Source organism: Gimesia sp. (assembly GCF_048260065.1).
In the GTDB taxonomy this organism is placed as follows: Bacteria; Planctomycetota; Planctomycetia; order Planctomycetales; family Planctomycetaceae; genus Gimesia.
In genome coordinates, this window is sequence record NZ_JBLXHC010000007.1 from 81666 (window position 1) to 96166 (window position 14501).

At 51.6% G+C, this 14501-nt stretch carries 11 protein-coding genes; 3 read left to right on the forward strand and 8 right to left on the reverse strand.

Features of this window, described 5'->3' with window-relative positions:
* Window positions 1-22 precede the first annotated feature (22 nt).
* Both ACN0YN_RS14625 and ACN0YN_RS14630 read right to left on the reverse strand, forming a co-directional pair.
* Window positions 23-3238, reverse strand: coding sequence for an SHD1 domain-containing protein (locus tag ACN0YN_RS14625; RefSeq protein WP_417385760.1), 3216 nt, complete (start codon window positions 3236-3238; stop codon window positions 23-25).
* Window positions 3239-3934: 696 nt separating this feature from the next.
* Window positions 3935-6829 (reverse strand): glycosyl hydrolase family 8, encoded by a 2895-nt coding sequence (locus ACN0YN_RS14630; RefSeq protein WP_417385761.1) that lies wholly within the window; start codon window positions 6827-6829, stop codon window positions 3935-3937.
* 547 nt (window positions 6830-7376) lie between these two features.
* Between ACN0YN_RS14630 and ACN0YN_RS14635 the strand changes: the two genes are divergently transcribed.
* On the forward strand, window positions 7377-8717 hold the full coding sequence (locus ACN0YN_RS14635; protein ID WP_417385762.1) for a hypothetical protein: 1341 nt from the start codon (window positions 7377-7379) through the stop codon (window positions 8715-8717).
* Between the two features lie 57 nt (window positions 8718-8774).
* Complete coding sequence (locus ACN0YN_RS14640; protein WP_417385763.1) at window positions 8775-9461, forward strand: hypothetical protein; 687 nt, start codon at window positions 8775-8777, stop codon at window positions 9459-9461.
* An 18-nt stretch (window positions 9462-9479) separates the two neighbouring features.
* Here ACN0YN_RS14640 and ACN0YN_RS14645 read toward each other — a convergent pair whose 3' ends face one another.
* The 6 genes from ACN0YN_RS14645 to ACN0YN_RS14670 all read right to left on the reverse strand — a co-directional run bounded on the left by ACN0YN_RS14645 (window position 9480) and on the right by ACN0YN_RS14670 (window position 13116).
* Window positions 9480-9725 (reverse strand): LexA family protein, encoded by a 246-nt coding sequence (locus ACN0YN_RS14645; protein ID WP_417385764.1) that lies wholly within the window; start codon window positions 9723-9725, stop codon window positions 9480-9482.
* 137 nt (window positions 9726-9862) lie between these two features.
* The gene (locus ACN0YN_RS14650; RefSeq protein ID WP_417385765.1) at window positions 9863-10879 is read right to left on the reverse strand and encodes a hypothetical protein; all 1017 of its coding nucleotides are present in this window, start codon (window positions 10877-10879) and stop codon (window positions 9863-9865) included.
* Window positions 10880-10915: 36 nt separating this feature from the next.
* Window positions 10916-11404 (reverse strand): hypothetical protein, encoded by a 489-nt coding sequence (locus ACN0YN_RS14655; RefSeq protein ID WP_417385766.1) that lies wholly within the window; start codon window positions 11402-11404, stop codon window positions 10916-10918.
* Between the two features lie 8 nt (window positions 11405-11412).
* Window positions 11413-11643 carry a hypothetical protein gene (locus ACN0YN_RS14660; protein ID WP_417385767.1) on the reverse strand — a complete coding sequence of 77 codons (231 nt, stop codon included), beginning with the start codon at window positions 11641-11643 and terminating at the stop codon, window positions 11413-11415.
* A gap of 32 nt (window positions 11644-11675) precedes the next feature.
* Window positions 11676-12689, reverse strand: coding sequence for a PIN domain-containing protein (locus ACN0YN_RS14665; protein ID WP_417385768.1), 1014 nt, complete (start codon window positions 12687-12689; stop codon window positions 11676-11678).
* Window positions 12690-12912: 223 nt separating this feature from the next.
* Complete coding sequence (locus tag ACN0YN_RS14670) at window positions 12913-13116, reverse strand: hypothetical protein (protein ID WP_417385769.1); 204 nt, start codon at window positions 13114-13116, stop codon at window positions 12913-12915.
* 19 nt (window positions 13117-13135) lie between these two features.
* Between ACN0YN_RS14670 and ACN0YN_RS14675 the strand changes: the two genes are divergently transcribed.
* Window positions 13136-14500, forward strand: a complete 1365-nt coding sequence (locus tag ACN0YN_RS14675) for an OprO/OprP family phosphate-selective porin (protein WP_417385770.1) — start codon at window positions 13136-13138, stop codon at window positions 14498-14500.
* The last annotated feature ends 1 nt before the right edge of the window (window position 14501 follow it).

The following is a 14501-nucleotide window of genomic DNA, read 5'->3' on the forward strand; positions in this document are numbered from 1 at the left end:
TTCTGTATTCGCTGTCCAACGATCATTTTTTCTTCTCGACTGCTTTGAGATCGGATACGCGATAATCCTTCAACACCAGGGGGAGAACAGTTTTCCCCGTGGAGGGATCGACCAGCCGGGCAGCCTGCAGTTTGACTTCCATGATGGCATACTTTCCTTTATCGATAATCCGATCTGTGGGATATTGTCTGCTGTGAAATCGGCTCAAGCCCTCTACCCAGGGATGTCGAGGCAGCTCCTCGACCAGCTTGAATGAAGTCACTTTCGCTGTGATTTCTAACCGGGGTTTGTGTGCCGTTCGTTCCAGCCTGGCATTCTCAGCCGGCCAGATCTCTTTATCGAAACGCAACACAGGAAAAATCGGTTCTGCAGGACGATCGACGGCCAGGCCAGGTATGGCCTGAGGATTGGAAAACGACGATTGATAATTGCGCCCTTCCTGATCAGGAACTGCATAAATCTGATCCATTAAAAGGTCCCGTGGGGCGATCGCAAACAGATCTAACAAAGCCTGCACTTCCTCAGCTGCCTTCGGTGGTTGAATCGTATCCGGATGCTTCAACCCATACATCATATGCCCATAATCATTCACATTCCCGCCACCATCCCAGGGGATAAAGCTGTGCGCAAATAACGCCGGACTGGGTCGTTCTTTATCCAGGCCTTGAAATCGGAAGTTATCGAATTGCAGAGTGAACTGGTCCGGCATCGATTCGGCCCAGCGCTTCAACCAGGCTTTAAACTTCTCCGCTTTCGCTGCTCGTACTTCACGAGAGGGAAGACTCTGTGAGCCTTTATCGAAGAACCGAATCTGATCAGGTTTGACATCGAACATGGGAACATTTTCAAACCGCCAGCGCATCACCATCAGCTGATCCAGTTGCTCCGGGTTATCCAGAAATACAGGAGCAGCAGAAGCAATCAAAGGCAGCATCCCCTGGGGACTTAAAGCATACGCTTTTTCATTCTGTTTTGTCTGAACGGGAACCGCTTTCTCAGGCGGATGCGCTGCCAGCTTCTGTAACGAAGCCATCTCCAGGGGTCCTTCATACAAAGGAGCCTTCCCTTTTTCGCCAAGTGAAATCTGAGCAGGCAGGGCATCGAGAATCACAGTCGCGTACCCCCCTTGTTTGCTGGCATCTGTCTTCAGCATCCTTAATTGTTTCACCCGGACATCCAGCGTCACCGCGATGCGAATTTCATCGGCTCTCTCAGCCAATGCCTTTTTCACAGCCTCTTCCGGCAGGGATCTCATCAGGGTTTTCGTATCGCATCCCAGATTCAACAAAAATTGATAAGGCTGATACTCCTGTCCCGCACGGCGAAAGAGCCCTGTTTCCGTTCCCTTCAGCTCCAGTTCTCCGCGTTCATCAAATTCGCGGTTCTCATCCAGAGAAATCAGCTGTGATGGTTGTTCGCCCACTGCCCGCAGTTCAGCCTGTTTTTGCGTCAATGTCATGTCATCCAGCCGCGGTTCATCGGTCCTCGGATCAATGACCACTTTGAAATTCAGCCGAAACAGATCACCCGCAGCAGTTGTTCGTCCCGCCAGCCAGTCGGACAACAGCTGCCGTTGCGCCTCTGTGATCGACTCACGATCCTGATCCCATTTGGCACCAATCGTCCCTGCAAACGGAGGGAAGAAAGGCTGACGCGCCGGAGACATCAGACCGTGAAAGTCTGAGTTCAGTCGAGACATTTCCTGACTGGCAGCGCTGACCTGCTGTTTCAATTCCGTGGAAGCCCGCTGCGTGCTGATTAAGGTGGGAATACTGAAATTAAGCTCATAATATTCATTCAGTTTCTTTTGCGCCATTGAGACGGCCTGCTGATCTTTCTCACTCACCTGCTGCCAGATTTGGGTCCAGGATTCGTCATGAAGTTTCAGCTCCTGATTCCGGACGATCAGTCCGGCTAAGGCAAATTCATCCAGGGGAATCACTGCTCTCGACGATTCATTCGCAGCTTCCACGCCACCCACCAGCACAGCCGTGGGGTAGCGTACCAGGGGGAAGCTGTGCAGTGGCTTTCGCAAAGCGGGATCTGCAAACAGTTCAACAGCATCGACCGTTCCAAAAATGGCCGGCATTTGACGATCACCGGTTTCCAGTAACGGTGCACTTCGAAACGTCACTACAGTCGCGATAAACGCCCAGCGTTCCGTCACTGCGCCTCCGATATATCCTTTTTTTGTTCTGCCCGGTAAGGAATTGACGACATCCGGCCCCACTTCCCAGAACGATGTCCCGGCAACTGGCGCACCGGCAACGTTGAGTGATCTTCGAAATCCACCACTTGAAGGCAGGGTGGGAAATGTTGTTGTCCATTCGACACCAGGGACCACTGGCGTTCCCCCTTGCCCCAATGCTTTCACCGCCAGTCCATTGCGGGTAAAGTCATAAGGTGACAGTTTCGCTTTGGAAATAAAACAGATTCGAAACGGCCCTTTAACCGCTAACTCCGACAGCATCCCCCGATACTCGCGTTCGAATTTCTGTTGTGCAGCCCGTCTCTCAAATTCGTTATCACCTTTCCAGATACCAACCGCTCCCCCTGTCTGATATTTGAAATTCAACACCGATTCCACAACCTGCCTGGGATAATGGTTAGCAATAAAGTTTGGCAGAAACTCTTCAACCCAGCTTTCGTCCACTCCCAAAGCCACCAGTTCCAGCAGCTTGCCGAAGTTCTGACGTTCGAGAGCCAGCGCCTGCACCGCGGCCTTATGACGCTGACGCCGCTCGGTAGCGGAACGAATATTTTCCAGCTCCAGGAAGTGCTCCTGGTGGATCACCGGCAGACCATTCACCAGCATGAGATTGAATTTCTCACCCAGCAGTCGCGAAGCCTTCCCGATGTCATCGTTCGCCAGTTGCTTCATATCGCCCGCTGAGGCGACTGCCCCTTGCGTGTTTGTCTGTGTCCCTGAAGTTTTGACCGATTCCGCTGAATCCGGTATCGCCATCTTGTTTGTTTCTACAGATGGCGTCTTTTCAGGTGAATCGACTGAAGCAGTCCGCTTCACATATTCCTGATCGCGCTGGCTGAACTGAGTCAGCGGGAGACTCACAATCAGTCCCCCGGGAATCTTCAATTGTACCTGATCTCCTTTCAGGCCAGCGAACTCCGCTTTGACTCTCTGCTTTCCATCGGCACTGGTCCAGATCCGATCCGCAGCAGAGGACTGACTGACCAGAAAACTGAGCAACAACAGGCAGGTAAGACTGATTTTGAACATGAGATTCCTCGTAAACTGATTCTGCATAACTGTTTTCCTGATTTTCAGGCACTGGAGATGGATTCACCCTCTTTGGCGACACCCCGGGAAAACATGTGCAACAGAATGGAATCTTTTTTGAATTTTGTCTGGATAATTTAAAAACCCCCTGAAAACAGCAGGTTTTCACTGAATAAATTCCCCTTGATTCGCTCAATGCCAGAACCAGAATAAGCGTCGAAGTGAGTCGCGCGCGTGGTCAGTTTACAGTGCACTGAAACACGCGTCAGTTGTTCATCCTCTTCACTGCAATTGAACCTGTTTTTTCCAGATTTGCACTGCCTGAAACCACACCCGTTCGTGATGTCACCCTGCGGGTCGCCACACCATCGACAATCTTCAGCCCGGCACCACCCCGGCATCGCAATTGCTCGCCCCGGTATCACCCTGTATCGCCTCAATTGATTATTCATCTCCTCTTGCTCCCTGCCTGCCATTATCGATAATTCAAATCAGACAGTGTTACCCATGTGTCCGAACGTGTGTTACCTATGTGTCCGGTCTTTACACTTGCCCAACAGTGCATATTGCACGCATTCACACCACCAAAAGTAGAAGTCCATACTACTGAAAGGCCACCCAACCCGAGATATGAAAACAGGGCACTGCTTAACAGTGCCCCATTCTCAAATTCAGACTATCTACATTCGCTCAGGTTCAGACCGGGCTCCCATTCAGCAGGAAGTCTGACAGCGGCTCTGCCAGCCCCGTTGAAGTCCCGATAAAACCAAACGAGACCGTGCCGCCAGCGGAAATATCATCGTTCCACGAGGCACCACGAATCACGTAGGTATTCCCGACGTGTGAAACGATCTCGGCGTTCCAGATATCCGTGATCTCACCATCAAAGGTGAACTGCAGCATCCAGCCTTCCAGCGGTTGATCACTCTCATTCCGGATTTCCACCGCGCCCTGAAATCCACTGTTCCAGGCATTCACGACATCAAAGTCCACGGCACCGGATGCAGGCGGGGCATCGTTGTCCTGAATACTCCCCGTGCCAACAGCGGTCGCCAGCGTACCACCCACGGGCTGAGTTAACACGATCTGGAAGCCTTCGTTCGCTTCCGTCTCGACATCACCCAGGATCGGCACCACGATGGTTTTCGTCAGTTCGCCCGGCTGGAAAATCAGCTGACCACTCATCGACTGATAATCTGCACCAGCGACCGCAGTTCCATCTACGGTATGAAACTGAACGGTCACCTGTTCCGTGGTCGGTTGATCCAGTGAAACAGTAAACACTGCCTGTGTGCTCCCACTGTCCCCTTCGGTGACATTCACATCATTGATGGAGATTCCCGGAACGATTACGACGAACTCTTCCACAGTCACATGCACCGTGGTACTGGTCACACTACCTGTATCAGAAACCGTCGTGAATACGAAACTGTCTGCCCCCGAATATCCGTCATCGGGAGTATAAGTCAGCTTGCCATCCTGATTGTCGACAACCTCTCCATGCGCAGGCTGAGTAATCGACTCCAGCGTCCCCCCCGTTCCCAATGCAGAGGCAGGACTGATATAGTTCCCCGACATGACCAGCATGCTCAACATCGAGACCGAATCGGCATAGTAATTCGAATGCGTGGTCGCCACGCTGTCGAAGACCGAATTCAACCACGCCTGATCACCGGCATCGGAACCGGTCATCGCCGACACTCCCACCGCTGCGCGGAAGAAGGGATCGCTCCAACTGTTGAGGGGCGTTCCATCCAGTTGATAGCCGCCTCGAATCAAATAGGGATTCCCATTCGACGACTGCTGGAAAAATTCCGACAGCATCTGCGCCTGCGCCAGTGAGACCGCATCTCCGCTCAAGACGGCATCCGCTCCAATGCGCCAGGGCACCCGCCCCGCATTGTACCAGTAATATTGATCATTCACTTCCAGGAAACCTGAAGGGGCAGGCGAAACATTCCCGGTCACTGGATCGACAATCACGAAGTCAGGCACCAGCCCGGTTCCCGACTGCTGCTGCAGTTTCGTCAGCACCGACTGAATCGCCGCGATGACTTCGTCCCAGGCACCCGTTCCCGTAGCCGCTTCAAACGCGCGGAAGTGACCATACATGAAATCGCTGGTACGCACCGACCACTGATTGTGACTGCTGCCATAGGGATTCACCCAGTCTCCCAGCATCGGCAGATGACTGTCGGGACCGATCATCGACTCATACATGGCATCGATAATCGTAATCGCCTCCTGCAGATAATTCACCGCACCATCACTGCCCCACTGGGCATCCGCGACCAGTAATGCGTAAGCGATGTCGGCATCGCCGTCGAAGGCACTGTTATTCCCATACGCGTCCGGCTGCGCCCAGTCCATCAGATCCGGGTTCCCCTGGCTGGGATTCGCGCGGGAATACTGGAACAGACCGTCAAAGATCGCCTGGGCCTGCGGATCGTAGCCATCCATGTGCGCCAGAATCAGCATGCCGTAACCCTGTGCTTCAGACGTCGTCCGCCCCGAAGAATCCATAATCACGCGGTAACCGTTCCCTCCCGGATCGACGCGTAACCAGTCCGCCTTCCAGCTGTCGTAATAGTTGCTCACAATCTGATCCAGCTGAGATTGACTGTACTGGCTGGGCAATAACGTCCCGTCCACATAAGACTGTACGTGGCTGCCATAATCAGGATCGCCGCCCGATGCCCCCGTGGAAATCGTCACCGCTGTCTCATAAGGCGTAGTGACCGACAGATCCCGCTCGACGATCACTTCTACATCGTCATTGGTAATCACCGTCGTTGCCGTTGAAAGGCTCTCATCGAGCGTCGCACCGACCGGACTGCCCAGCGTCACATAAAACTCCTCGTCCGGCTCGACCTCGCTGTCACCAAAGATGCGCACCGTGATTGTCTGGTCTGTCTCGCCGGCGGCGAACGTGATCTGGCCACTCGCCGCTTCATAATCTTCTCCCGCGGTTGCCGTACCGTTCGAGGTCTGGTAATTCACAGTCACACTCTGGTTCGCTGCTTCCGAAAGAGATACCGTGAGACTCGCCAGCAGACTTCCACTCCCCCCTTCTACCACCGTTGCGCCACTGATGCGGACCACGGGAATCGGATCTGGGTCCGGATCCGGGTCCGGGTCGGGATCAGGATCGACGGGACTGCCGTTCCCGTTAAACGCATAACCGCTCGGCTCACTGTAGGGACCAACGGCCACCAGTCCGATTGCCAGCGTTTCTCCGACATCCAGGGTCGGATTCCAGCTGGGCGGGGTCACCCGATAACGGCCGCCCCCCAGATTCTCCACCTCGGCATTCCAGAGTGACTGAATCTCGCCTGAGAAATCAAATTCCAGCTGCCAGTCGGTGAATGTTGTTGCTTCGTCGTTGTGCAGAATCAGGTTCGCCGTCCTGCCGGCGCCCCAGTCCTGATCGACCTGAAACTCGACATCGGGCGCATCGGCCAGCGGGTGCGCGGCCAGCATCGTCCGCATCTCCAGTGCTTCAATCTGTCTCGCGGCCTGCGTGCGAGATCGTCGTGGAGTGCCCTGCTGTTGCAGGAACCATTCGAGAAGTGTTACGTAAAGTCGTTTCATCTCATCCACTCTGCGAATGCAGAGCCCTTTCAGTCTCTGCCAGGAGAGCGCTACGCTGCAGACTGAGATTCAGTCGGCAGAGATGAGAGTCACGAGTCTCGGACGTAGAAATGCTGAGACGCGTCTGCTGCTCCGTAACACTGCATATCAAAAGGCGCGAGAGGAGACTGCAACACAGGCAGGCCACCACAGGCTCTCACACGCCCGGGATGTCCTGGCGCGGAAGCTGTTCTGGCCCAGATCAAACAGCAATGTCCGAAGTTAAAGATAGGATTTGAACCGGGAACCAATCCCGGTCCGGAACAGTTCGATTGTAACCGCAGTCACCTGCCCCTTGTCCAGCTTTGATTTGAATTTTTTTGAAATACGGTTCAAGGCAATTTTACTCTGAGTGATGATCACAATTCAGAATCCATTCGCACTCGGGTTCAATCTATCCATAAATTGATCTACATATTGAATTCCGGCATGGATTTGATTACGTTTTAACTTCACGAATAGCATGAGATTCAGGCCATCCTTTGTACTCAACCTGTGAGGCGATTCAATGAATGTTCCTTCGCGTTACTCTCGATGTCTCTTTTACTCTCTCATCTGTCTGTTCCTGCTACCGAATTCGATCCCGGCAGCAGAACCACAGTCAGAACAAACAGACGCAGATCACCTGAAAGCCTGGCAGGAAAAAGGGGTGGAATATGCGCGGATCATGTCGCAGGTAAAATGGACCCCCGTCGCGGAAGGCATGCCGCGCAGGAAAGGATATTTCGAACCGGGCAAGGAATACACCGGAGTTCCCTACTCAAGCGTCAAATACGTCGGCCGTTATATCGGATTCGATATTTATCTGAAGACGTTTCTGGCAGCCGTCGAAAATCCTGACAGCGTGTTATATACAGAGAACCTGTATGGCAAAGTCGCCAATGCGGAATGTTATTACGGAAAAGTCTGCTCCTCTTACACCAGTTACGCGTTACAATGTGGCGTCTGGTATGTGAGCCGTCTGCACAATCCCCCCTATCGGGAAGGAGTCGAACTGGTCGAACCACAGACGGCACAAGCAGCACAGGTAGGGGATATCATCTTCACACCTCCCCAGCCCGGTTCTCATGTGGAAATCGTCACCAGGGTCACCAGGGATGCCGACGGAAAGGTCACCCATGTCCGCGTGGAAGAAAGCCGCCCTCTCACCACGAAAACCACCAATCGTTCCGTTTCCACCTTTAATTCCCATCTGGCTGCCCGAGGCAGAAAACTGTTTCGCATCACCGATCTGGATGCCTGGCGCGGACAGAACAAAGCAGAGTCCTTCCTGTTTCCCAACTATGAGGAAGATTCCAAAACGCCCGTCATCAATCGCGTCTTGCTGCTCGATCGCGGCGACTGGGTTCCCTATCACAAAGACCAGAAAGTGAAAATCAACATTATGGACCGGGACGCAGCAGGCGTAAAATCTCTGGTCGTCAAACGAGGGGACAAAGTCGTCAAAGAAATCGATCAGCCCGGGAAAGGAGTCATCGAACTCTCATTTTCCACCTGTGGCGATTACACGGCACACTGTATCATGCAGGACGGTTCTCTGAGCCAGGCCTGCGAGTTCTCTGTCTGTGATCTGGACTTCAGCATGCCCGGCAAGACAGCCTCGCAACAGCAGCCATGGGAACTGAAATTCAATTCTGACAACATGAAAGTCATCATGGCACTGCTGGTAAACGAAGCAGACAGTTATGACTATCATCACATCTTCGTTACCGATCAGGATCGGCAGCGGGGAACGGTAGTCATTCCCGCCAATTTAATACAGACCAAAGGCAAAATGCAGGTCTGGCTGATCGGCGAAAACCGATATGGCCGACTCAAAAAACGACGCGATATTCTCATCCAGGACTGATCTGCAGCAGAGCAGAAGTGCAGCGTTTTTCATATTGATCAATCTCGAGACTGCTTCATGGCGGAAAAATATCTGATGCGTCATTCCCTGTTACTTTTGCTGCTGTCGGGTACCGTTTTCATTTCCGGTTGTGGCGACCAGCCCGAGTCGATCAGCAATCCCGCCGATCCGACTCCGGAAACCGTCACCACCGAACAGATTCTCAAAGACTTTGAGGAAGCCGACCGCGCAGCCGCCAAACTCACGCCCCCCAGCCCGGTGATCACACTTCCCGAAGTCACAGGCTGGATACGGTCCGAGCCCCGGTCTCTGCCCCAGGACGATCATGGCTTTTCGGTCGCCTACGATCATCCCGCGGGCATTGTGGTCACCCTGTATCAGTTCACCCGGGGATTAACAAAGATCCCCAATGACTTAAACAGTGATCCTCCCCGCAAAGAAATGCAACGGGCACAGACCGGAATCCAGCAGGCAGTCGAACTCGGCATCTGGAAAGCCGCTGCAGAAACAGACCAGGGCATCGTTCCACTCGGCGACTCCCGCACGCAGGCACTCTGGTCGCGTTATTCACTGACCAGAACAAACGATGAATCCGTCATCTCCGACACCTACATCTGGCCTCACGCGAATGTGCTGTTGAAACTCCGCTGTTCCGGTCAGTTTCAGGAGTCCTCCGCAGAAGCAGAGGCGCTGAAAACACTACTGACCGCCCTCGGCACTGCCTGCCAGACAGATACCCAATAAGACAGAGACTTCCGTCGGCTACTGCACTTCGCCGCAGAACCGGATGCGCATGTTCTCGACCACTTCCAGTCCCCGGGGCATAAACTCATTCCGTTTCAGCCGCCCTTTGGCTTCAATCGCCTTGAGATGATCCGAGACTCCATTGGTCGATTTAATTCCAAACGACTGACCAATCTCCCGCACCGTCGGTGCACATCCTGTCCTGGCGGTAAATACACGAATAAAACTGAGAATACGCTTCTGTCGTTCGGTTAATTTCTTCATCGCAGGGTCTCTGATTAAATAGCCTCTGAAAAACATATACTCAACGAATGTTACCTGCTGCCGGTTTGACTCCACAAGGTCTATCGCACAAGAAATCACATTCATTGTTGGGATGCTTTGCCGGGTAATCCCCCCGTTTATTTTTTCGGTTTCGGAACTTCAAACGGGCCGACTTTGGAATCATGCTTCCGCAGGCCATCCATGATTGCCTTGTAGATGTAGGGATTATTTTCCATCGCCCTGACAGTCTCTTCGGTCCATTTTTCGTATTTCAGATCCTCAAACGCGGCATCGTCCTGCTTCCCCAGTTCTACGAGAATGTCACGCATGACTTCTCCCCCCTGCAGAAAGCGATCCTGGAGAACAGGCGACCCGTCTGCATAGGTCAGCCCTGCCAGTTTCTTACCCAGCTTTACTCCGGAAAGAAATCCATCGCGGTCAGTACGCGAGGCAATCGGGTTCCACAATACATGCTCGGATTCCGACTTCATATTCACCAGTTGCTTGAGATGCAGCGGGATCTGCGGCCACGGTCCCCGGGGAGAATACTTGACCTCCCCCAGCCCGTCTTTGGCAGTCGCATGTTCGGCCCACCGCGCCATCCCTTCCAGGTACCAGGAATTCTTGAAATAGGTCGTGCCATATTGAATCAGGTGAAACGTTTCATGAGTGGGAGTGGCATTTTTGATCGGATCGACCTGTGTGGCAATCGCCATCACAATCGCGCGGTCGGTCGGTTTGCCCTCGGGAATCTTCCGGGCCCGCTGCGCACTGGAGTAGGCGACCCCGTTCAGGTTTGACATCTCCGAACGATCGCGGATGCTCACCTGAATGCAGTTGACTCCCTTGTAACGTTCGCTCTTGAAAGGATCGGGAAACTTGAGGACATCGCAGAACAGTCGATGCGCCGCCCAGATCTGTTTCGCCACATTTTCCACCTGATCAGGGACGCCGTTTTGATCAACGTCGACCGGAGAGACCGCACCAGTTCCTTCCTTGACGTAAAAGATCCGGACTTCATCATAGACGAAATGCTCCGTCAGTTCGGTTCTCTTTTTCTGCTGCGCAGAAGTCAGAGAGGGCGCGGCAACAGCCCCCAGAAGAACAGTAAATGCAACGAAACGGCTCAACGTGTGACAGCGGGCATATCTCATGTGAGCGATCCTTTTTCACCAGTATTCAAACCATATTTAATCCAGGTAAACTGTGTAGTACTCTCTATAAACAGCTAGTGATATGGATAACAGCAGTAACAATACAGTACATGCTTGAATCGACTTCTTTAATAATGAACGATGCCGAGAGTCTTTAACAGACCAGATCATGAATAGCAGGCAGGTTGGAGCGAGCAGATATTGAAGAGTTCCAAAAGAAGCACACCAAAACCTCAAACGATTCCATGTATCTATTTTTATTTTTTCGTCCGCTAAATATAACTCGAGTTCTCTCAATTTTTCAGGGCCCAGTTCTTTTCCTGTATTCCTTCCATTTATTGAATTGTTATAGACCCAATTGAGCTCAGCTGCTTTGATGCTTTTTGATCTCCATTTGGGATAACCTCCTGTTGATAATTTTTGACGTGGTAAAAAAGTACCAACACGGTAATTCAGTACTTCGATTCGAACAGAAACAAAAAAGACAAACAAACTGCACAGAATGAGAAGATTTTGCTTTTTCATTTTCTCTCTCAAATCGGTTTCTCAGATTTGAAATAAGAGAACACAGCCCCGGGTACGAAGCCGATCGCAAAAAAGAGACCACCCAGAACAGCCAGTCCCAGCAGAGCTTCACAACGGGGATTCACTCCCACTGCGATTAACAGAAAAGTCAGCACATCAGCCACCGCCGGAACGTTGTAAGCGAGAACAAATCCCAGCACCGCAGTTATGACACCACCCGTAAAGCCATAATCCAGCATGGGGCACCTCAGGACCGGTTTAATAAATCACTTCATTCATTACTCAAAGGATATCGAATGACATGATTTACATTTCGATGTCCAATAACCATATAACCGGCATGTGCAAAGACTGAGGCCACGTTCTTCTCTTCACCATTTGAGTCTTTAAATCGGAGTGATTCCCTAAAAACCCTCAGATCAAGCACCTTTTCTTCTTGTGTTGAATAGCTTCCGTCTCCCGTTATCGTCAATGATGGTTCAATCCTATCATCATCTCTCTCATTGCTACATTGAAATTTGAATTCGTACTCAAAAAACAACACATCAGGTTTTTCGGTTGCAAAGATTTTTTGGCGTGCTTCGACAAATTCAGTAATGGCAAACCCATTAGTGTCGAGCATGTCATTCAGTCTTTTAGAGTTTATTTTTAAATACTCACTATATATTTTTTCTCTGTCTAAGTGAGTGTCGTTATCTTTAATCTCTTCTAATAACATTGCCAGATCTTCGTATAATGTTAGCTTATGTTTTTTTTCATTTACTTCTTCTAACAGATTATCTGCGATTCCATTTTTATAGTTACGGTCTTTGTAGAAAGCTTTATCAGACGTAATTAGGATCACATCATCATCATTTAAAAATGAAACACAGTCTGACCAAATAACTCCATCTTTGAATTGTTGAGATTTGTCACTAGGAGGCAATTTTTCAATTATTTTATGAAAAGAAACGTTTGCATGCTCTAGCGTAAATGGGACATGAATAACCTCAACTCCGATATCACTAAATATTGATGCTACTTTCTCTTCAACTTTATCTGGTTCGGGAAGAACTAATTCTTTAAGAGAACCAAATAAAGTTAATAATTGCCGATGTTTTTTATTCATGTCAGAGATCAGTTCATTAAGCTGCCTCCGCAGATTTGACTCTACCTCAAGTTTGATAACTTCTGGCAGTCTGATTTCGACATTATTATTTTTGATAAAAAACCGAACAGCACTTCCCAACGAAGATTGAAGTCCCAATTCAGAAATCCAAATATTTGAATCAATGACAATTATCATTTTGAATTGAAATCCCAGTGATGCTATAAAGAAATCCAACGAATTTTTTGGATAGAGTTCCAGTACTTGATTTATTAAAAATGGATTTCAACTCTTAGAAATGAGGGTATAAAATCAATGAATTGATAGCGTGATACCCATCCATCATACCAGAGTCCATCGGCCGGTCAACAAATTCCCTTTCGCGTACAATCGGAATAATCCGCACAGTTTCCGCGGACGTTCACACAATCTTCTCGCTTCCGCCGCTTTTCAGCAAAGCAGGCCGACTCGCTTTTCCAATCACTGCAGTGGTCCAATTCCTGTAACCGATAAAATAAGCATCCCTGCGACTGCGGACACGGTCTGCGCCTGCGCGTGACAGACCGGATTCAGGGAAGGTCCTCAGCAGCAGTTCGATCTCATTTTTCTTGACAAATACGGTCACAAATTCGAAATCCCGCCCGATGGAACGACAGCAGGATCAATCGCGAAATGTGTTCCGGCACCCCGGTCTGTTACGACGCTGGTTGTCGCTGCTGGGATGCTGTTTCGCGCTGAGTGCCGCGCCCCTGTTCGCGCAGGAATCGACAGCAGACGCACTGCCGCCTCCGCTTACTGATTCGCTGCCGGGCGAAACATCGTTCGTCAGTCTCTACTCTTCCTGTGACGAAGAACTCATTCCCTGTGTGCCCGGCCTCGACGATCACAGTGACTACCCGACCGGCAAACTGAGTGGCTTCATCCAGATCGATACCGCAGGCTTCGAGCAGTCGCCGGCATCAATGGCCGCGTTTGGAAATATCAGCAACCGGACCGCCGTCCGCCGTGCGCGGCTGGCTCTGACGGGAGACCTTGCAGCCGACGTCGGTTATAAACTGGACGTCGAGTTTGCCACTCCCAGTCCCCGGGCCCGTGATGTCTATCTGGAATTACGCGATCGTCCCTACGTCGATCGCCTGATAGTCGGCTCCGCCAGGGTTCCCTTCCAGATGGAAGCCCTCACCAGTTCCAAAAGTTTAACCTTCGCCGAACGCGCCCCCTTCTTCACCTTCGCCCCCTTTCGCCAGGTCGGCCTCTGGGCAGACGGTACGCTGGAAGAAGAACGGGGCACCTGGTCGCTGGCCGGCTTCATCATGGGAAAGGGGGGCTTTGATCTCAATCATAATGCGGACGGCCAGGGCTTCGCTGCGCGCACCACGTATCTGCACTGGTATGAAGATGACGGCCGCGATCTGCTGCACACCGGGTTGAATTACAGCGTCCTGCAGCCGTTTGATAAGATGGTCCGCTACGATTCCAAGTTGAGCTTCTTCACCAACCAGGAACCGGGTATCAATGCCCCCGGTCCCCCGCAACTCGTCGACACAGGTTATGTCCCGGCGGAGAGTGTCAACCTGTTTAACTTCGAACTGGCCGGTTCACGCGGACGGTTCAACTATCAGTCCGAACTCACCTATTCCCTGGTGAATCAGATCGGCGGGCCGCCCCTCGTCTTTTACGGCGGATACGCTCAGGCCGGCTGGTTCCTGACGGGGGAATCCAAACCCTACAACCGAAAGGCGGGCGTCTTCGATTCGGTCGAACCGCTGCACAGTTTTTTTGACGGAGGCTGGGGCGCGTGGGAGCTGGCGGCCCGGGGGACCTTCCTCAATCTTAACGATAAAAATGTGACGGGCGGCCGCATGAACTCCGCTGAAATCGTGGTGAACTGGTACTTGACAAATCAACTTAGTCTGAAGTTCGATTATGTGCACGGCATCGTCACGAATGCGACCACCGACGATCTGCCGATTGACGTTTACGGTGCCCGTCTGCAGTACATTTACTGAC

Coding starts and splice junctions, on each gene's coding strand:
- ACN0YN_RS14625 (WP_417385760.1), bottom strand. CDS start 3,238: ATGTTCAAAATCAGTCTTACCTGCCTGTTGTTGCTCAGTTTTCTGGTC.
- ACN0YN_RS14630 (WP_417385761.1), bottom strand. CDS start 6,829: ATGAAACGACTTTACGTAACACTTCTCGAATGGTTCCTGCAACAGCAG.
- ACN0YN_RS14635 (WP_417385762.1), top strand. CDS start 7,377: ATGAATGTTCCTTCGCGTTACTCTCGATGTCTCTTTTACTCTCTCATC.
- ACN0YN_RS14640 (WP_417385763.1), top strand. CDS start 8,775: ATGGCGGAAAAATATCTGATGCGTCATTCCCTGTTACTTTTGCTGCTG.
- ACN0YN_RS14645 (WP_417385764.1), bottom strand. CDS start 9,725: ATGAAGAAATTAACCGAACGACAGAAGCGTATTCTCAGTTTTATTCGT.
- ACN0YN_RS14650 (WP_417385765.1), bottom strand. CDS start 10,879: ATGAGATATGCCCGCTGTCACACGTTGAGCCGTTTCGTTGCATTTACT.
- ACN0YN_RS14655 (WP_417385766.1), bottom strand. CDS start 11,404: ATGAAAAAGCAAAATCTTCTCATTCTGTGCAGTTTGTTTGTCTTTTTT.
- ACN0YN_RS14660 (WP_417385767.1), bottom strand. CDS start 11,643: ATGCTGGATTATGGCTTTACGGGTGGTGTCATAACTGCGGTGCTGGGA.
- ACN0YN_RS14665 (WP_417385768.1), bottom strand. CDS start 12,689: ATGATAATTGTCATTGATTCAAATATTTGGATTTCTGAATTGGGACTT.
- ACN0YN_RS14675 (WP_417385770.1), top strand. CDS start 13,136: ATGGAACGACAGCAGGATCAATCGCGAAATGTGTTCCGGCACCCCGGT.